This window comes from Geothrix mesophila, from assembly GCF_022808835.1.
In the GTDB taxonomy this organism is placed as follows: domain Bacteria; phylum Acidobacteriota; class Holophagae; order Holophagales; family Holophagaceae; genus Geothrix; species Geothrix paludis.
Window position 1 is genome coordinate 211,893 of sequence record NZ_JAKZLD010000003.1, and the last position, 17,835, is coordinate 229,727.

Here is a 17,835-nt window from a genome sequence, read left to right on the forward strand (position 1 = left end):
CCCCCCGGAGAGCTATAGATAGTCGATGAACTGGTGGATCACCGGGATACGGTGCCGCTTGCCCTTGGTGGCCTGCAGGATGCTCGTCACGGACATGCCCAGGCACCAGAGCAGCCAGAGGGGCAGGAAGAAGCGGATGGACACGGCGCCGAAGATGGGGAAGAGGCCCAGGATGAGCATGGCCAGGGTCAGGGCGCACTCGGCGAAGGCCAGGATGACGCCCTGGCGCGCGTGCCAGAGCAGCTCCGGGTCCTCGCGGTTCCGCATGTAGGGCAGGAACGCCCAGGGCCCCGCGTAGCACAGGATCAGGTCTCGCAGGCGCTCCCCCACGTAGAGGGGGGTCGGGGCATCCAGGGGCACGGCAACCTCCGGGTCGAGGATAGCGCAAGGCCGCGCCGTGCGTCCCCTGGACGGGCTTCCGGTCAGTGGCCCCGCAGGACCACCAGGAGGGCCATGAAAAGCACGATCACCGCGTAGATCTGCTTCAGCTTCGCCCCCCGCATGCGCGTGGCCACCCGCGCCCCGGCCAGCGCGCCGGTCGCGAAGCCCACGGCCACCCCGGCGATCACCATCCACGGCAGCCCGCCCTGGGCCTGGGCATAGACATAGACGCCAGGCAGGCCGATGGGGGGCAGCAGCATCATGAGGCTGGTGAGTTGGGCCTCGTGCTGGGTCAAGCGGAAGCGGGAGGCCAGCAGGGGAATCACCACCACGGCGCCCCCCAGCCCCGTGAGGCCCGAGACCACCCCCGCCAGCAGGCCGATGGGCAGGCCCGCGGACCAGAGGCCCGAGGACAGGTCCAGGGGTTCCACGGTCCGGTCCACGGCCGGGGGTTCGTGCCGGAAGTAGGTCTTGAAGGCCAGGAGCACCAGGAAGGCCGCGTAGCCCCAGCGCAGGGGCCCCGAAGGGATGAGGTTCGCCACCCGCGCGCCGCCGTAGATGCCGAAGAGGAACGCCAGCACCAGCACGCCCACCAGGCGCAGGCTGGTGTGGATGCCCCGGCTGCGGTACTGCAGCACGGCAGGCAGGCCCGTGGGCAGGAGCATCGCCGCCAGGGTGGCGCCCTGGGCGCGGTGCTGGTCCAGGTGCAGGAACAGGCCCAGCAGGGGCACCATCACCACGCCCCCGCCCACCCCGAAGAGGCCCGACAGCACGCCGCCGGCCAGGCCCGTGCCCAGGCCGGGTATGAAATGGTTCGGATCCGCGATCAAGGCGCCTCCAGGGGATGGGCTTCGAAGAAGGCCCAGATGAGGTGGCTGGCGGAGAGATCCGGGGCGGGCCGGTCCGCGCCTGGCGCGTAGGGCCGCCCGCCCGGCCAGGCGTGGCCCATGCCGGCCACCGTCCAGAGGCCCACCTCGCATCCACCGCCGGACCAGAGATCGAGGTGGTGGGGGTCCATGGCCTCGCGGACGGGCCCCTCGTCACATCCCATAAGGGCCGCCCAGCGGGCCGCGGCCTCAGGTACGGGCAGGACGGGCACCCGCCGCCCCTGCAGCCCCACGCCACCCTGGTAGGGGATGTGACCATCCTCCGTCCCATGGAAGGCCAGGGTGGGCACGGCGCGGATCGGGGAAGGGCCCCAGATCGGCGCCCCCGCCACGGGCGCGATGGCCGCCACCCAGGGCGCCTCCAGGGCCAGGCGATAGGCCATGCGGGCCCCGTTGGAGAAGCCCGCCACGAAGACCCGCCGGGGATCCACGATCCCGCGGTGGTTCAGGCGGTCGACCACGGCCCCGAGGAACCCGACGTCGTCCAATTCCGTGTGGCCGGGACACCCCAGCCCCGGCCCCACGTTCCAGGCGGCGCCGAGTCCGGGATCCTCCGTGCCCGCCTCGCCCAGGGCCTGGGGGTAGGCCACGCGGAAACCCCGCTCGTCGGCCAGGCGACCCAGGCCCGAAAAGGCGGCCATGAGCCGCGCCGTTCCGCCGGTCCCGTGGAGGGCCAGCACCAGCGGGAGCTCCTGGTCCGAGGCCGCCGGAGGGTCATGGACCAGGACCCGCCGGGCCTCGCCCTGCCATTCCAGCTTCAGGTAGTGGCTCTGGCCGTGCCGCACCGGTCCTCCATCCCCGGATTCTGGCCCCCGCCGTGTTCCAATGGAAGGCGGAGGCGCCGGTGCAGGTCCAGCTCAACCAGGATGTGATTCTCGACAGCCGGCGGGCGGTGTGGCTGCCCCGGCAGAAGACGCTGGTGCTGGCGGACCTCTTCTTCGGCCTGGGCGCCGCCCGCCGCCGCCGCCCGGACCCCCTGCCTCCGCCCCAGCAGACCGAGATCTGGGAGCGGCTGTTCAGCCTCATCGATGACTACGCCCCCGCCCAGATCGCCCTGCTGGGTGACCTCAAACCCAGCCAGGGCACGGTGGAGGGCGACGAGGCCGAGGAGCTGCGCACCATCTTCCGCAAGCTCCAGGCCGGGGGACGCCAAGTGGTGCAGGTGGTGGGCCACCCGGACCGCAGCTGCGGCCCGGCCCTGGAAGGCACCGGCATCGAACCCGTCGAGCAGCACCGGGTGGGCCCCTTCACGCTCATGCATCGCCGCCGCATCTTCGTCTATCCCCGCCACGACTCGCCCCAGGGCTTCTGGATCAACGGCGGCGTGCACCCCCTCTTCGCCGTGCCCGGCATCGGGCCCGCCGGGGATCCGGACTGGATGCGGCTTCCCGCCTTCCTCTACACGGGCTTCGCCCTGGTGATGCCGCCCTTCGTGAGCTATGCCCAGGGCTTCGAGGTCATCCAGGCCGAGCGCCTGCCCCGCCAGGCGCGGGCCTGGAAGCTGCTGGCGGATCGCCTGAGCCCCCTGGAGCTCACGGAACTCCCCCCGGCTCCCGAGGCCCTGCGCACGCTCACCCGTCCGCCCCGCAAGGGCGCGCCGAAGAACGGTGAATAGGCCGCGCCCGGAACCAGACCTTCCATCAAAAGCGGAACGCGAAGGGCGCGAAGACGTCCTTCGGACGAGCGAAGTCCACGAAGCAGCCTGGACCCATCCTGGGCATCCTTCTGCCGACACAGCAGGGCTTCTCTTCGCGCCCTTGCCTTTCCCCTTCGCGCCCTTCGCGTTCCGCGTTTCTATTTCTTCTTGGTTTTCGGCATCGGCGCGCCGCCGCGCACGGCCCGGCCGTCGTCCAGGACCAGGTCCCAGCCCAGGCGATCGCCCTTCTTCAGGCCGATGCGCTTGAAGGTGCCCGCGGCGAACTCGATGAAGTGGCGGGCCGGCACACTTCCCCCGTAGGTGGGGCAGTCGTCGCCGCGCATGGGGCTGCACGGGGGCACGTGCTCCGCCGTCTCCACCACCTTGCCCTCGGCGTCCACCCAGGCCACGTCCAGGGCGATGAGGCAGTTCTTCATCCAGATGGCGTGGTAGCCCTCCTCGCCGTAGACGAAGAACATGCAGCGGTCCTTGGCCAGGCTCTGCCGGTACATCAGGCCCTTCGCCTTCTCCTGGTCCGTGGCGGCCACCTCGGCCATGAAGGCCGTCTGCTTGAAGGCCACGGTGCCTCCGCCCGCCCACAGGGGCAGGGAGAGCAGGATGGCGAAGATCGTGCGCATGTCGACTCCTGGGATTCCATTATCCGTAGAAGTGCCTGGAGGGGACGGAAGGCTTCCAAAATCCATGATACCTCGCAAGATGTGGCAACATGGAGCTTCCCGCCGGCTCGGAGGATCATGCGCGCTCCCACCTGTTCCGCCCTCCTCCTCGGTGCCCTGGCCATGGCCGCCCCGGGTCCGGAGACCGGGCTCCAGGCCCTGCGGGTCGGCGCAGCCATCCAGCTGGACGGCCACCTCGACGACCCCGCGTGGAAGCGGGCGCCCTTCGCCTCGGGGTTCACCGAGGAGTGGCCCCAGCGCGGGCAGCCGGCCCGTCAGCGTACGGAGGTGCGGGTGCTCTACGACGCTCGGTACCTCTACGTGGGAGCCCGGATGCTCCACAACCGCCGGCTGGAGGGCGGCCGGGCCCACGTGGTGCGCCGAGTCCACCGCCGCGACCAGGACAGCCCCAGCGACTGGTTCGGCGTGGCCATCGACTCCAGCCACGACCGGCGCACGGCGCTCCTGTTCGAGGTGAACGCGGCCGGCGTGCAGAAGGACCAGATCATCTACAACGACAGCACTTTCGACCCGAGCTGGGACGGCGTGTGGGAGAGCGCCGTGTCGGTGGATGCCGACGGCTGGACCGCGGAGCTGAAGATTCCGCTGTCCCTCCTCCGGTTCAAGGAGAGCTCCGAACCCCAGACCTGGGGCATCAACTTCAGCCGCACGGACCAGGGCGTGGTGCGGGAATCCAGCCGCTGGATGGTCGTGCCCCGGGGGGACAACGGGTTCGTCAGCCGCTTCCCCGACCTGAGCGGCCTGGAGGGGCTGGCCCCCCAGCCGCGCCGGGAGTATGCGCCCTACCTGGGGACCGCCCGGAAGTTCGAGACCGCCCGGAGCTACGACGACCGAGGCTGGGACACCCGGGCCGGCCTCGACGCCCACTGGAGCCTGAACTCCCACGCCCAAGTGGACCTCTCCGTGCGGCCGGATTTCGGGCAGGTCGAGGTGGACCAGGCCGTGCTGAACCTCGGCACCCTGGAGACCTTCTTCCCGGAGAAGCGCCCCTTCTTCCTGGAGGGCATGGACCTCTTCCGGGTGGCCGGCCCCGACCTCTTCTACAGCCGACGCATTGGACACGGTCTGTCCGATCCGGACCTCGCCCCCGGCGAGACCCTGCAGGATCGCCCGAACGCCACGGACATCACCGCCGCTGCGAAGTACACCGCCACGTACGATTCGGACACCAAGGTGGGCCTCCTGGGCGCCAGCGTGGAGCCCGCCCGGGCCACGGTGGCCGACGCGGCCGGAACCCGGTCCCGGCGCGAGATCTCGCCGCTCACCAACTTCGGCGTGGTGCGGATCCAGCAGCTCCTGGACGACCGGGGGAGCTATGTGGGCACCTTCGCCTCGGAGATGGACCAGGCGGGCGCGGCGGGCCGGTCCGCCCATGTCCAGGCGCTGGACGGGGTCTACCGCACCGAGGACCGGGGCGGGACGCTGGAGACCACCCTCAGCCGCAGCCAGACCGGCCCCGCCGGCGCCCAGGACCAGGGCTGGCGGGCGCGGCTCCGGGCCCACCAGGAGTGGCGCAGCGGCTGGAGCGCCGAGTTCCAGGCCATCGACGCGGGGCGCGACTACAACCCCAACGATGTCGGTTATCTGGGCCGCGCCGACGAGCAGCGCCTGTATGGCGAGGTCTCGCGCCGCTGGGACCGCACCTGGGGCGCCTTCCGCAACTGGGCCTGGGGGCTGGGCCACACCTACGCCCGCGACCAGGCCGGCCAGACCTTCATCCGCAACCTCAACACCTGGGGCCGGACCGACTTCACCAGCTTCTGGGCCCTCTGGGGCGGCGGCGGCGTGGACCTGCCCGCCGAGGACGACCGGGAGCTGCGCACCTACTCGGACCCGCAGAAGAAGTACCTGGCCCGCTCCGCCGTGCCCTACGCGAACCTGGGCTTCGACACACCCGGCAACCGGCCCTGGTACCTCCGCCTCAACACCAGCCGGGCCTGGGAAGAGGGGGGGCCCTCCACGGACACGACACTCTTCCAGACCCTCCGGCCCGCCCCCAACCTCGAGATCCAGGTCACGACCTCCGTCACCCGGGACGAGGGGGAGCTGAAGTGGCTGGAAACCCCGGCGGCCACGCCCATCGTGGGCCTGCGCCGCCTCAGCCAGCTCAACCAGACCGTGCGGGTGGCCTACGCCTTCAACCCCAGCCTCACGCTCCAGCTCTTCAGCCAGTGGCTGGCCGCGAACTGGAACTACCGCGACCTGAAGCACTATGTCGACGACGAGACCCTCGAGCCCGGCCTTCCGGAGGACCAGCCCGCGGGCACCACGCCCCAGACGGCCTTCAGCTACCGGACCTGGAACCTGAACCTCATCACGCGCTGGGAGTTCCGTCCCGGCTCCACCTTCTTCCTCGTCTACACCCACGGCGCCAGCACGGACGCCCTCATCAACGACCGCGCCAGCCTGGCCCCCCGGCCGGATCTCGCCCTCCTGCGGCACCTGCCCTCGGACGACGTGGTGCAGGCCAAGGTGAGCTGGCTGTTCCGCTAGGGGCGTCCACAAGGGGCGCGGGTCAGGCCTCCAGGAGCCAGGCGGCCACGCGGTCTGCGTCCCCCTCGGTGTGGAAGCCGTGGAAGGCCACGCGGAGATAGCCCTCCCGCACGGAGGCGAAGATCCCCCGGCGGGCCCCCGCCTTCAGCAGGGCGTCCATCCCGCCGGGCCCCCGGCCGCCGTGGTGGAAGGCCAGGAAGGATCCCACCCGCCCGGCCTCCCGCAAGGCGCCGAGGCGGTCGTGCTCGGCGGCCCAGTGCGAGCCCCGGAGCGCCCCCAGGAGCCGGGCCTGGAGGGCTTCGCCGTGGGCGGCAATGGCCGGGACGCCCGCCCGGTTGATCAGGCGCAGGGATTCGAGCAGGGCGGAGAGGTGGAGCAGGTTGGGCCCCCCGGGCTCCAGCGCCCGTCCGTCCGGCAGCCAGGCCCGGTGGAGGTCCGTGGACGGCCGCGAGAAATCCGTCGCTTCCTCCACGGAGAGCCAGGAACCCGAGGGGGCCAGCGACCGGCGGAAGGCCTCGTCCGTCCACAGGAACCCCATGCCCTGGGGCGACAGCAGGCCCTTGTGCCCGCTGGTGGCGAAGGCGGCGAGGCCCTCCAGGTCCACGGGCACCGTGCCCGCGGCCTGGACGCCGTCCACCACGAGGTGGATGCCCCGGGCGCGGCAGGCCCTGGCGAGGCGCGGGAGGTCCAGCTTCAGGCCGTCCTGGAACCGCACCCAGGAGAGGGCCAGGATCCGCGTGCGGGGCCCCAGCGCCTCCACCAGCCGGGCCTCGGGGTCCGCCTCCGCGGTGGGCGGCAGGCTCGCCCAGGCGGCGGCTCCGGCGAGATGCCCCTCCCACAGGGGCACCTCCCGGAACGCCACGCCGCGGGCCTGGAGGGCCAGCCAGGGCCAGGCGTTGGCCGGGAACTCCCCCAGGGGCGCCACCACCTCGTCGCCGGACCGCCAGGGGAAGCCCTGGGCCACGGCCACCAGGCCCGAGGAGGTGCTGTGGGTGAGGGTGATGTCCTCGGGCTGGCCGCCCAGCAGTGCCGCGGCCTCCGCCCGGGTGGCGGCCGGGATCCCCTGGAAGTCCTCCTCCCAGCGCACCTCCCAGGGCCGCAGCTCCTTGCGCATGAAGGCCTGCACGGCGTCCAGCGCCGCCCGGGGGACCGGCCCCTCGCCGCAGTGCATGATCCAGAGGCGCTCCGGGTCCAGGTGGAAGAGGGCAGGATCGAGGGGCGGCGCGCTCATCCCTGTCGGTCCGCGAGCAGGGCCTTGAGGCCCACCGGGAAGAGGGGCTCCACCACCTGGCGCACCGCGGCGGCGTACTGCTGGATCTCCCACTGGGCGTGGCTGTCCGTCCGCAGGCGGATGAAGTGGGCCACGGCCTGGAGGCTCACGGTCCAGTAGACCTCGGAGTAGAGGCCCACGGGCAGCACGCAGCGGGCCTGCTCGCGACAGACGCCCAGGGAGAGCAGCTCCTTGTAGTGGGCCACGGCCCCTCGGCAGCTCTCCAGGTAGCTCTCCATGGCCCGGGCCCGGTTCGCCTCGTCGATCTCGCCTTCGCTGCCCTGCTTGTTGACCTTGGCCTGCTTCCGGAAGGCCGCAGGCACGAAGAACTCGTCCTCGGGGAACTCCACGTAGCGGCCGCTGATCTCGTTGAACTCCGAGCCGATGCGGTGCTTCATCCACTGCCGGAACACGAAGATGGGCGCCTTCACGTGCAGGGTCATGGCCGTGTGGCGGAAGGGCGAGGTGTGCTCGTGCTCGGCCAGGTAGCCGATCAGCTTGGCGTCCCCCGCCTCGAAGGCCTCCTTCCGCTTGCCGAAGGACACCCGGGCCGCGTTCACCACGGACAGGTCCGACCCCATGTGGTCGATGAGGCGGACGAACCCCTTGTCCAGCACCTTGATCTCGATATGTGTCATGGAAGACTCCGCGCTTCCAGCTTCGCGCCGGCCCTGGGAGAATGGAAGGTCCGCAGGAGCCCTCATGCAGTTTTTCATCGACACCGCCAACATCGACGAGATCAAGCGTATCAACGCCCTGGGCGTGCTGGACGGGGTGACCACCAACCCCAGCCTCATCGCCAAGGAGACCGGCAAGCCCTTCGAGGCCATCATCGCGGAGATCTGCGACATCGTGGACGGCCCCATCAGCGCCGAGGTCATCGGCCTGGAGGCCCCCGCCATGATCCAGGAGGGCCTGAAGCTGGCCAAGATCCACGAGAACGTGGTGGTGAAGCTGCCGCTGATCGCCGAGGGCCTCAAGGCGTGCAAGGCCCTGACCTCCGAAGGCATCAACACCAACGTGACCCTCTGCTTCAGCGCCACCCAGGCCCTCATGGCCGCCAAGGCCGGCGCCACCTACGTGAGCCCCTTCGTGGGCCGCCTGGACGACATCAACCTCGACGGCATGGAGCTGATCCGCGAGATCGTGGCCATCTTCGAGAACTACGAGTTCGACACCCAGTGCCTGGCCGCCTCCATCCGCCAGCCCCGGCATGTCACCGACGCGGCCCTGGCCGGCGCCCACGTGGCCACCATCCCCACCAAGGTCTTCGACCAGATGCTGAAGCACCCCCTCACCGACAAGGGCGTGGAAGGCTTCCTGGCTGATTGGAAAAAGAGCGGCCGATAGCCCCCCGATTCGTTCGTCAAGCGGAGCGTTAAGTCGTTCCGCCAATTCGTGACCGAATCGTAAAGAGGCCTCGATACCATGGCCCCTGGCCCCACTCGGGCCGGAGGTCCTGTATGGATGCCATCACGTCTGTCCTGCGCCGCTGCGAAATCTTCTCGGGCCTGTCCGACCCGGACCTGGGCCTGATCGCCAAGGCCGCCCGTCGGCGGGAAGTGCCCGCGGACACCCGCCTCTTCACCCAGGGCGACCCCCGCAAGGGCGCCACGGTCATCGCGGAGGGCCGTGTCGAGATCACCCGCGACAACGGCGATGGGCCCGAGCCCGTGGTGATCCTGGGCCCCGGGGATGTGGCCGGCGAGCAGTCCTTCCTGGCGCCCAGCCCCCACTCGGCCACGGCCACCACCCTCACCCCCGCCGTGCTCCTGGACCTGGACCGCGAGACCGTCCTCCAGAGCCTCGGCCAGGACGGCGCCGCCGCCATCGCCGTGCTCAGCAAGGTCGCCAATGTGCTCCACCGGCGGATCCTGTACTCGGCCACCCCGCGCACCGGGCGCGAGCAGGCCTACGCCAGCGGCCAGACGCGGCGGGAATCGGACCTCATCGGCCCCCTGGACGTGCCCGAGGACGCCCTCTTCGGCGTCCAGACCCTGCGCGCCGTCCACAACTTCCCCATCACGGGCACGCCCACCAGCCACTTCCCGGCCATGATCCGCGCCCTGGCCATGGTCAAGCAGGCGGCGGCCCGCGCCAACGCCCAGTTGGGCCTGCTGGATCTCTCCATCGCGGCGGCCATCGACCGGGCCTCCCAGGAAATCATCGACGGCCACTGGCATGGCCACTTCCCGACCGACATGGTCCAGGGCGGCGCGGGCACCTCCACCAACATGAACGCCAACGAGGTCATCGCCAACCGCGCCCTGGAGCTGCTGGGCCACAAGCGCGGCGACTATGCCCACTGCCACCCCAACGACCACGTGAACCTGGGCCAGAGCACCAATGACGTCTATCCGACGGCGCTGAGGCTCAGCACCATCTTCATGCTGCGGAACCTGCTGGAGGCCATGGAGCGCCTGAAGGCCGCGCTGCACGCCAAGGGCCGCGAGTTCTCCGATGTCATCAAGATGGGCCGGACCCAGCTCCAGGACGCCGTGCCCATGACGCTCGGCCAGGAGTTCGAGGCCTTCGCCGTCACCACCGGCGAGGACATCCTGCGCCTCCAGGAATGCGCCCGGCTCTTCCTCGAGGTGAACATGGGCGGGACGGCCATCGGCACAGGCATCTGCGCCGATCCGAGCTATCCGGAGGCCGTGGTGGAGGAGCTGCGGAAGATCACGGGCCTGGAGGTCGTCCTGGCGGAGAACCTCGTGGAGGCCACCCCGGACACTGGCGCCTTCGTCATGTTCTCCGGGGCCGTCAAGCGCGCTGCCGTGAAGCTCAGCAAGATGTGCAACGACCTGCGCCTGCTCAGCAGCGGCCCCCGCTGCGGCTTCGGCGAGATCAACCTGCCCCCCATGCAGCCCGGCAGCAGCATCATGCCCGGCAAGGTGAACCCCGTGATCCCCGAGGTGGTGAACCAGGTGGCCTACTCGGTCATCGGCAACGACCTCACCATCACCCTGGCGGCCGAGGCCGGCCAGCTGCAGCTCAACGTGATGGAGCCCGTGCTGGCCTACAGCCTGGCCACCAGCCTCCGCACCCTGACGGCCGCCGTGAACGTCCTCACCACCAAGTGCATCGTGGGCGTCACCGCCAACCGGGACCGCTGCCGCGACCTGGTGGAGCACAGCATCGGCATCGTCACCGCCATCATGCCGGCCATCGGCTACAAGCGGGCCACCGAGGTGGCCAAGGAGGCCCTGGAGACCGGCGTGGCCGTGCGCGAGATCATCCTCCGCAAGGCCTACCTGAGCCCCGCCGAGCTGGACGAGGCCTTCAGCCTGGAGGCCATGACCCGGCCCCGGCCCATCCGCTGAGCCCCAGCGGTGGCCGTGATCCCGGTCCCTGGTTCCCCAGGGGAGGGCGGTGTAGGCTTCCTGGATCCCCCTTATCCGAGGTTCACATGAAGCATTTCCGCCTTCTGATGGCCGTGCCGCTCCTGGCTCTGGTCGGCTGTGCCGCGCCCCACGTGGTTCCCGCGTCCCAGGATGCGGCCTTCCGGCTGTCCGACCTCCGGAGCCAGCAGATCGCCGTCTTCCCCGTGGCGACCGCGGACCTGGACGAGAGCGTCTCCAAGACGGTCGCGGATGAGTACAAGAACAAGAGCGCCTTCCTCGACACCTTCTCCAGCAGGCTGTCGAGTCGCCTCATTGGGGTGTGCAAGGAGCCCTCTCTTACCAGCGACAAGGTCGCCACCCTCCTGCTGGCCGCGGACGGCACCCGGCCCCTCCTGGATCCGGCCCGGCTGCTCGGGGGACAGGATCCCAACAACCGTTTCGCCGGAACCCCCACCCAGGAGGCCATCGGCACGCTGGCGCAGCTCCCGGCCTTCAAGGACATCCGCTATGCCATCGTGGCCCGTGACCTCGGTGTCGGACGCCAGTGGAGCACCCAGACCAACGCAGGGGGCGGGTTCGTTTCCACCGGGCCCGGCGGCGGCACCTTCGTCGGTGCCAGCTCGAGTTCCTCCGCTAAGACCAGCGCCCGGCTGCGCCTCGCCATCCTGGACCTCCAGACCCGGGGCATCGTCTGGGACGGGGCCGTCTATGCCGACACCTCCAGCACGTTCATGAAGGTGACAGCCCTCCATGAGATCGAGGACGACCTGGCCCTCCACCTGGTCAACGAGGTCCTCGGAATCAAGTAGCCACCCCATCTCAGGTAAACTGGCGGCTGATCCCCCGGTTGGCCGCCCTGTTTGCGTACCCTGGAGTCCCCATGTCCCTCGAGAAGAAGATCGAGATCCTGAAAGCCAAGCACGCCCAGGCCCTGGCCGGCGGCGGCGAGGCGCGGGTCCAGAAGCAGCACGAGGGCGGCAAGCTCACGGCCCGGGAACGCGTCGCCGCCTTCCTGGACGAGGGTTCCTTCGAGGAGATGGATGCCCTCATGGTCCACCGGGCCTGGGGCGTGGAGAAGATCCCCGGCGACGGCGTGGTGACCGGCTTCGGCCGGGTGGACGGCCGCCCGGTGGCGGTCTTCGCCCAGGACTTCACGGTCTTCGGCGGCTCCCTCAGCGAGGCCTACGCCAAGAAAATCTGCAAGATCATGGACCTGGCCATGAAGGTGGGCTGCCCCGTCATCGGCCTCAACGACAGCGGCGGAGCCCGCATCCAGGAGGGTGTGGTCTCACTCGGTGGCTACGCGGACATCTTCCTGCGCAACACGCTGGCCTCGGGCGTCATCCCCCAGATCAGCCTCATCATGGGCCCCTGCGCCGGCGGCGCGGTCTACAGCCCCGCCATCACGGACTTCATCACCATGGTGAAGGGCACGAGCTACATGTTCGTGACCGGCCCGGACGTCATCAAGGCCGTCACCCACGAGGAGGTCACCAAGGAGGACCTGGGCGGCGCCAGCGCCCACGCGGCCAAGTCCGGCGTGGCCCACTTCGTCACCGCCAGCGACCTGGCGGCCCTGGCCCACACCCGGGAGCTGCTCTCTTTCCTGCCCAGCAACAACCTGGGCGAGGCCCCCCGCCGCGCCCCCAAGCGCGAGATGCCCCTGGAGAACCCGGACCTGGACAAGGTGGTGCCGGATGATCCCAGCAAGCCCTACGACATCCGCGACATCATCCGCGGCGTGGTGGACGACGCCCACTTCTTCGAGGTGCACGAGGCCTTCGCGCCCAACCTCGTCGTGGGCTTCGCCCGCATCGACGGCCGCAGCGTGGGCATCGTGGCCAACCAGCCGGCCTTCTACGCCGGGGTGCTCGACATCGCGTCGAGCGAGAAGGGCGCCCGCTTCGTGCGCTTCTGCGACGCCTTCAACATCCCGCTGATCACCTTCGAGGACGTGCCGGGCTTCCTGCCGGGCGTCACCCAGGAGCACGGCGGCATCATCCGCCACGGCGCCAAGCTGCTCTTCGCCTTCTGCGAGGCCACGGTGCCCAAGATCACCGTCATCACCCGCAAGGCCTACGGCGGCGCCTACTGCGTGATGGCCAGCAAGCACATCCGCACGGACTTCAACTTCGCCTACCCCACCGCCGAGATCGCCGTCATGGGCGCCGAGGGCGCCATGAACGTGCTGCACGGCAAGTCCATCGCCATCGCCCCGGACCCCGCGGCCCGCAAGGCGGAGCTGGTGGCCGAGTACAACGAGAAGTTCGCCAACCCCTACATCGCCGCCGAGCACGGCTTCGTGGACGAGGTGATCCTCCCCCGCGAGACCCGCCAGAAGCTGGTGAAGGCGCTGGCCTTCCTCGACACCAAGCGCGACACCATGCCCCCCAAGAAGCACGGGAACATCCCGCTCTAGGAGCCGCCATGCGCCCCATCCTCCTGGCCCTGGCCACCCTCGCCCTCGCGGCCCAGGACGAGCGGGCCTTCCTGGAATCCATGGCCCGGCTCGAGAAGCAGGACCCGGCCGGGAAGAAGGACCTGGAAGCGGGCAGCCCGTTGCGCGCGGCCGCACTGGCCATGGACCCCGCCAAAGAGCCGGAGAAGGCCCGCTACGCCGCGGCGTCCTGGCTCTGGGCCACCAGCCTGATCCGGGGCCTGAACCACGGGGTGGATGGGACCTACCTGAAGGCCGCGCGGGGGCAGGCCGACCTCCAGAAGGCCTGGACGCTGCTGGAGACCGTGGGCGGCGACCTAGCGCGCCCCCGGAACGCCATGCGGCTGGAGGTGGCCTGGCGCCTGCTCGATCCGGACCGGATGAAGGCCGCCTACGCGGCCGTGGCGGCCCAGCCCGCCCTGAACCCCCGCGAGCTCATCCACTGCTTCTTCGTGTCGGCCCACCTGGGGGAGTGGGACGCGATGAAGCGCCATGCCCAGGCCGTCCTGGCCCAGGGCGGGAACCTGGAGAGCCTGCACGCCGCCGCGGAAGACGCGCCGGCGATGTTCGACTACGAGTCGCTGCTCAAGGCCGTCGAAACCGGCCGGCCGGAACGGATCACCGGGCCCCTGGCGGTCCGGAGCTTCCGGATCACGAAGACGCGGGTCAAGATCCGGCGCATCTCGGGCCACGACAAGACCCTCCTGAAGGAATCGGAATCCTGGCCCAGGGACTGGGTGGCCAAGCCCGACCCGGCGGCGCCCCTCCTCCAGGTGGGCGCCGCCGCCCACTGGGTGGAAGGGCCGGCTCTGCCACCGGTGTCCGGGTTCATGCAGAAGGATCGCCTCTACCTCGTCGGGTACAAGATCGCCCAAGGGGACGCTCCGGAATCCGGTCGGCAGGACCAGGCCTGGGATATGCGGCCGGACAGCAGCGCTCCGGACCGCTGGCGAGGACTCAACACGCTCACGATCTGGCGCGCGGGCGTGGACCCCAAGGCGGGCCCGGCCCTCCAGGTCACCTTCGATGCGGAGTGGGACCTGCGGCCGCTGGAAACCCTCCCCTAGACTCTGGACCCGGTTCGGCGCGGGATCCGCCCGCGCTCTGCCCCGATCCCCAGGAGCCCCATGCGCAGTGTGTTCGTTGATAGCCGCGGCGCGGTCCGCAACGGCTGGAAGGTGTTTGGATTCGTGGCCCTCTTCGGCCTCGCCGCCTCCGGCGCGGCCTCCCTCGCCCGGTTCTGGCCCGCCGCCTGGGGGACCCTGCTCCCGGGGCGATGGCTCGATGTCGCCCTCCTGCTCGCCGTCACCTGGCTCTGTCTCCGCGCGGAACGGGCCCCCCTCGCCGAGGTGGGCCTCCGCCCCGACAGGCGCTTCCTGCGGGAGATCCTCGTGGGCACCGCGGGGGGCTGCCTCCTGATGCTGGCGACCGCGGGGTTGATCCGCGGGCTGGGCGGCTTCCACTGGGTTCGCACACCCGGAACGGGACCGGCCAGCCTGGCGGCGGGCGCCTGGCTCTTCCTGGCCGTGGCCTGCTTCGAGGAGATCCTCTTCCGCGGCTACGCCTTCCAGCGCGCCGTCCGGGGCCTGGGCTTCGGCCTCACCCAGGCCCTCTTCGCCCTGGCCTTCGCCCTCGTGCACTGGGGGAATCCGGGCATGACCGGCGCCACGAAAGCCTGGGCCACCCTGAACATCGCCCTGGCGGCCCTGCTCCTGGGGCTCTGCTGGAAGCGCACGGGCAGCCTGGCCCTGCCCATCGGCGTACACCTGGGCTGGAACTGGACCCAGGGGAACCTCCTGGGCTTCGGCGTGAGCGGCACCGAGGCGCCGGGCTGGTGGACGCCGGTCTTCCATGGCCGGCCGGAATGGCTGACGGGCGGCGCCTTCGGCCTGGAGGCCAGCGCGGTCTGCGCCCTGGTCTGTGCCGCGGCCGTGCTCGGACTGTGGCGGTGGAGAGGCCGTCCTAGTGGCGGTGCTTCCACTGCTTCGGCGTCTTGATCCCGGCCCCCATCACCAGGCGCATCTCACTGGTGGGCACGAAGCCCATGCGCTGGTAGAGGCCCTCCGCCTCGACGCTGGCGTGCAGCTCCATGATCTCCAGGCCGCACTCGCGGGCCAGGTCCATGGCCGCGTCCGTGAGACGGGCGGCCAGACCCTGCCGGCGGTGGGACGGCTCGGTGTAGATGTTGAACAGGTAGCCCCGGACGGAGAGCGGCGTCACGGGCGTGGGGAGGGACTCCTTCATCAGCAGGAGCACCCCGGCCACGGGCCGGCCGTCCTCCTCCATCAGGAAGCCCCGGCACTGCCCCGACACCATCCAGTTCCTGAGCAGGACGCGGAACGTCTCCGCCATGCGCCGCAGCCCGTCCTCGGAGGCCTTCTCCATGTCGCGGAACAGGGCCACGCGATGGGCCACGTGAATGTCCAGGTCGGCGGTGGTGGAGGGACGGAGGGAAGGGCTCATGCGGTCAGTGTAGGCGTTATCCTGGGCCATGCACTACGCGGCCCTGGCCTCGGGTTCCAAGGGGAACTGCCATGCCCTCTCGGAGGGAGGGCGGACGCTGCTCATCGACGCGGGCATCTCCCTGCTCCAGATCCGCCGGCGCATGGAGGCCCTGGAACTGGACTCAGGCTCCGTGCGCGCCCTGGCGCTCACCCACGAGCACTCGGACCACATCGCCGCGGTGGGCGTGATCCTGCGGCGCACGGACTGGGCCATCCTGGCCACCGCCGCCACCCGTGTGGCCGTCGAGCGGATCCAGGGCGTCGAGATCCCGGCCTCCCGCTGGATCGAGGTGGAGGCCGGCCGGCCTCGCGATTGGGAGGGCTGGCGCCTGCTGCCCTTCGCCCTGCCCCACGACGCCGAGGATCCCGTGGCCTACCGGATCGAGGCGGGGGCGGCCGCCGCGGCCGTGGTGACCGACCTCGGCCATCCCACGGCGCTCGTGGCGGACCACCTCCAGGACCTCGACCTGCTGGTGCTGGAGGCCAACCATGACGTGGACATGCTGCGCGAGGGGGACTATCCGCCCAAGCTCAAGGCGCGCATCCTCAGCCGCGTGGGACACCTGAGCAATGCCGCCATGGCCGAGCTGCTGGGACGGGTCCTGTCGCCCCGCCTCAAGCAGGTCGTGCTGGCGCACCTGAGCGAATCCAACAACGATCCCAGTCTGGCCCGCTTCGCCGCGGAGGAGGTCCTCCGGGGCACCGACGTGGCCCTCCACCTGGCCCACCAGCGGGACCCCCTCACCCTGCCCCCGGCCGTGGCCTGAGGCCCCAAGGAGACCGATGCTTCGACGCGCCCTGGCCCACCTCCTCCTGGTCCTGCCCGCCCTGGCCACATCCCTGGGCGCCCAAGGGGCCCCTCCTTCCCTGCGGGAGGCCGTGGAGCGCTTCGACGCCGCGCAGGCCCAGGTGCAGACCCTGCAGTGCCCCTTCACCCTGACCCTGCGGCGGGCCCTGCTGAAGACCCCCTCCGTGACGAAGGGAACCCTCTACCTGCAGGGGTCCGACTTCGTCCACTTCGCCTTCCAGCCGCCGGAGGACCTGATCCTCCATCTCACGCCCAAGGCCCTGATCTCCTACAGCCCCGAGGCCCGCGCCGGCGAACTGATGAAGATCGGCCTCATCAAGAACGCCAACCGCAAGTTCCTGGGACTGGGTCAGAGGCTCAGCTACCTGTCGGAGTACTTCCAGATCCAGCTCGGGGAATCCAAGGATCCCGCCGGCGCCTGGCTGCTGGCCATGACGCCCCGCACCCTGTCCATGCGCAAGCGGATGCAGGCCCTGAACCTCTGGGTGGACAAGGAGACCTGGCTGCCCCGGCAGGTCCAGTGGGTCGAGCGCAGCGGGGATTCCTGGCTGGTAGAGCTGGGCCCGCTCCGGATCAACCAGGCCTTGCCGGCCTCGGTGACCGGCTTCAAGCTCCCCGAGGGCATTCCCCTGAAGAGCGACTTCAGCTTCTTCGCCACCCGCAAGAAGTAGCGGTAGACTGCACAGGAGATCAGACGGGGGCCCGATGATTGTGGTTTGCTCGGCCTGCCAGGCCCGCTTCCAGTACGACGACAGCCGGTTCGGCCAAGCCCGGACCAAGCGCTTCAAGTGCCCGAAGTGTGCCCACGTCTTCGAGGTGGCGAACCCGGCGGCGCCGGCGGTTCCCGCCCCGCAGCCGATGCCGGCGCCCAACCCCGCGCCGCCAACGCGGCCCCTGGTCATGACCGCCCCCCTTCCCGAGCAGGATCCGGCCATGGAGGCCACGCTGGCCTCCGCCCGGTCCACCGCCCGCCGGGACCGCGACTCCCTCCTGGCCGCTGCTGGCATCCAGCCCGGTGGCCTGCCCGCGGGGCTCAAGTTCAGCCTGGCCTTCCTCACGGGTCCCCAGGCCTCCACCGTGCAAGTGCTGGAGCGGCCCCTCATCGTCATCGGACGGGAGGAGGGCGACGTCATCACCCAGGATCCCGAGACCTCGCGCCGCCACGCGTTGCTGGAGATCCGCGCGGACGGGTCGGTGTGGATCACCGACCAGGACTCCACCAACGGCACCCAGGTCAACGGCGAACGCATCACTGGCCCGGTTCAGCTCGTCAGCCAGCAGGAATTCACCTGCGGGAACAGCACCTTCATGCTGCTGGTGCGCAACACCTCCGAGTACCCGCTGCACTGAATTCCGCGATTCCCACGACCTGAACCG

18 protein-coding genes are annotated in these 17,835 nt (G+C 70.4%); 11 read left to right on the forward strand and 7 right to left on the reverse strand.

Annotation, left to right across the window (positions count from 1 at the left end):
• Positions 1–12: 12 nt before the first annotated feature.
• From MLG87_RS10910 to MLG87_RS10920, 3 genes are all read right to left on the reverse strand, one after another.
• Positions 13–360, reverse strand: coding sequence for a hypothetical protein (locus MLG87_RS10910; RefSeq protein WP_243287394.1), 348 nt, complete (start codon positions 358–360; stop codon positions 13–15).
• A gap of 62 nt (positions 361–422) precedes the next feature.
• On the reverse strand, positions 423–1,211 hold the full coding sequence (locus MLG87_RS10915) for a sulfite exporter TauE/SafE family protein (RefSeq protein ID WP_243295203.1): 789 nt from the start codon (positions 1,209–1,211) through the stop codon (positions 423–425).
• Complete coding sequence (locus tag MLG87_RS10920; protein ID WP_243295204.1) at positions 1,208–2,053, reverse strand: CE1 family esterase; 846 nt, start codon at positions 2,051–2,053, stop codon at positions 1,208–1,210. The genes MLG87_RS10915 and MLG87_RS10920 overlap by 4 nt, the downstream gene beginning before the upstream one ends.
• A 32-nt stretch (positions 2,054–2,085) precedes the next feature.
• Here MLG87_RS10920 and MLG87_RS10925 point away from each other — a divergent pair, with 32 nt between their 5' ends.
• Entirely contained in the window at positions 2,086–2,883 is a 798-nt protein-coding gene (locus MLG87_RS10925; RefSeq protein WP_243295205.1) for a metallophosphoesterase family protein, read from the forward strand.
• Between the two features lie 179 nt (positions 2,884–3,062).
• Here the strand turns inward: MLG87_RS10925 and MLG87_RS10930 are convergent, their stop codons facing one another.
• A complete protein-coding gene (locus tag MLG87_RS10930) occupies positions 3,063–3,542 on the reverse strand; it encodes a DUF192 domain-containing protein (protein WP_243295206.1) in 480 nt (159 codons plus the stop codon).
• 117 nt (positions 3,543–3,659) lie between these two features.
• On the opposite strand from MLG87_RS10930, the gene MLG87_RS10935 reads away from it, so the two are divergent.
• Positions 3,660–6,095 carry a DUF5916 domain-containing protein gene (locus tag MLG87_RS10935; protein ID WP_243295207.1) on the forward strand — a complete coding sequence of 812 codons (2,436 nt, stop codon included), beginning with the start codon at positions 3,660–3,662 and terminating at the stop codon, positions 6,093–6,095.
• Between the two features lie 22 nt (positions 6,096–6,117).
• Here the strand turns inward: MLG87_RS10935 and MLG87_RS10940 are convergent, their stop codons facing one another.
• On the reverse strand, positions 6,118–7,326 hold the full coding sequence (locus MLG87_RS10940) for an aminotransferase class V-fold PLP-dependent enzyme (RefSeq protein ID WP_243295208.1): 1,209 nt from the start codon (positions 7,324–7,326) through the stop codon (positions 6,118–6,120).
• Positions 7,323–8,003: an FAD-dependent thymidylate synthase gene (gene thyX, locus MLG87_RS10945; protein WP_243295209.1), complete on the reverse strand. Its 681-nt coding sequence runs from the start codon at positions 8,001–8,003 to the stop codon at positions 7,323–7,325. Before thyX ends, MLG87_RS10940 begins: the two co-directional genes overlap by 4 nt.
• Positions 8,004–8,067: 64 nt before the next feature.
• Between thyX and fsa the strand changes: the two genes are divergently transcribed.
• The 6 genes from fsa (at position 8,068) to MLG87_RS10975 (ending at position 15,143) form a co-directional block, all read left to right on the forward strand.
• Positions 8,068–8,715, forward strand: coding sequence for a fructose-6-phosphate aldolase (gene fsa / locus MLG87_RS10950; protein ID WP_243295210.1), 648 nt, complete (start codon positions 8,068–8,070; stop codon positions 8,713–8,715).
• Positions 8,716–8,828: 113 nt separating this feature from the next.
• On the forward strand, positions 8,829–10,688 hold the full coding sequence (locus MLG87_RS10955; protein WP_243295211.1) for an aspartate ammonia-lyase: 1,860 nt from the start codon (positions 8,829–8,831) through the stop codon (positions 10,686–10,688).
• An 86-nt stretch (positions 10,689–10,774) separates the two neighbouring features.
• Positions 10,775–11,518 carry a hypothetical protein gene (locus MLG87_RS10960; protein WP_243295212.1) on the forward strand — a complete coding sequence of 248 codons (744 nt, stop codon included), beginning with the start codon at positions 10,775–10,777 and terminating at the stop codon, positions 11,516–11,518.
• Positions 11,519–11,589: 71 nt separating this feature from the next.
• Positions 11,590–13,128, forward strand: coding sequence for an acyl-CoA carboxylase subunit beta (locus MLG87_RS10965; RefSeq protein WP_243295213.1), 1,539 nt, complete (start codon positions 11,590–11,592; stop codon positions 13,126–13,128).
• A gap of 8 nt (positions 13,129–13,136) precedes the next feature.
• Positions 13,137–14,213: a hypothetical protein gene (locus tag MLG87_RS10970; RefSeq protein ID WP_243295214.1), complete on the forward strand. Its 1,077-nt coding sequence runs from the start codon at positions 13,137–13,139 to the stop codon at positions 14,211–14,213.
• A 60-nt stretch (positions 14,214–14,273) separates the two neighbouring features.
• On the forward strand, positions 14,274–15,143 hold the full coding sequence (locus tag MLG87_RS10975) for a CPBP family intramembrane glutamic endopeptidase (RefSeq protein ID WP_243295215.1): 870 nt from the start codon (positions 14,274–14,276) through the stop codon (positions 15,141–15,143).
• On the opposite strand, the gene MLG87_RS10980 is transcribed toward MLG87_RS10975, so the two are convergent.
• A complete protein-coding gene (locus tag MLG87_RS10980) occupies positions 15,109–15,639 on the reverse strand; it encodes a GNAT family N-acetyltransferase (RefSeq protein WP_243295216.1) in 531 nt (176 codons plus the stop codon). The genes MLG87_RS10975 and MLG87_RS10980 overlap by 35 nt on opposite strands.
• Between MLG87_RS10980 and MLG87_RS10985 the strand changes: the two genes are divergently transcribed.
• Genes MLG87_RS10985 through MLG87_RS10995 form a run of 3 tightly spaced genes read left to right on the forward strand, consistent with a single transcriptional unit; the run spans position 15,638 to position 17,808 of the window.
• Entirely contained in the window at positions 15,638–16,417 is a 780-nt protein-coding gene (locus MLG87_RS10985) for an MBL fold metallo-hydrolase (protein WP_243295217.1), read from the forward strand. The two genes, MLG87_RS10980 and MLG87_RS10985, sit on opposite strands and share 2 nt — an antisense overlap.
• Positions 16,418–16,433: 16 nt before the next feature.
• On the forward strand, positions 16,434–17,129 hold the full coding sequence (locus MLG87_RS10990) for a LolA family protein (protein ID WP_243295218.1): 696 nt from the start codon (positions 16,434–16,436) through the stop codon (positions 17,127–17,129).
• A gap of 34 nt (positions 17,130–17,163) precedes the next feature.
• The gene (locus tag MLG87_RS10995) at positions 17,164–17,808 is read left to right on the forward strand and encodes an FHA domain-containing protein (RefSeq protein ID WP_243295219.1); all 645 of its coding nucleotides are present in this window, start codon (positions 17,164–17,166) and stop codon (positions 17,806–17,808) included.
• Positions 17,809–17,835: the final 27 nt, after the last annotated feature.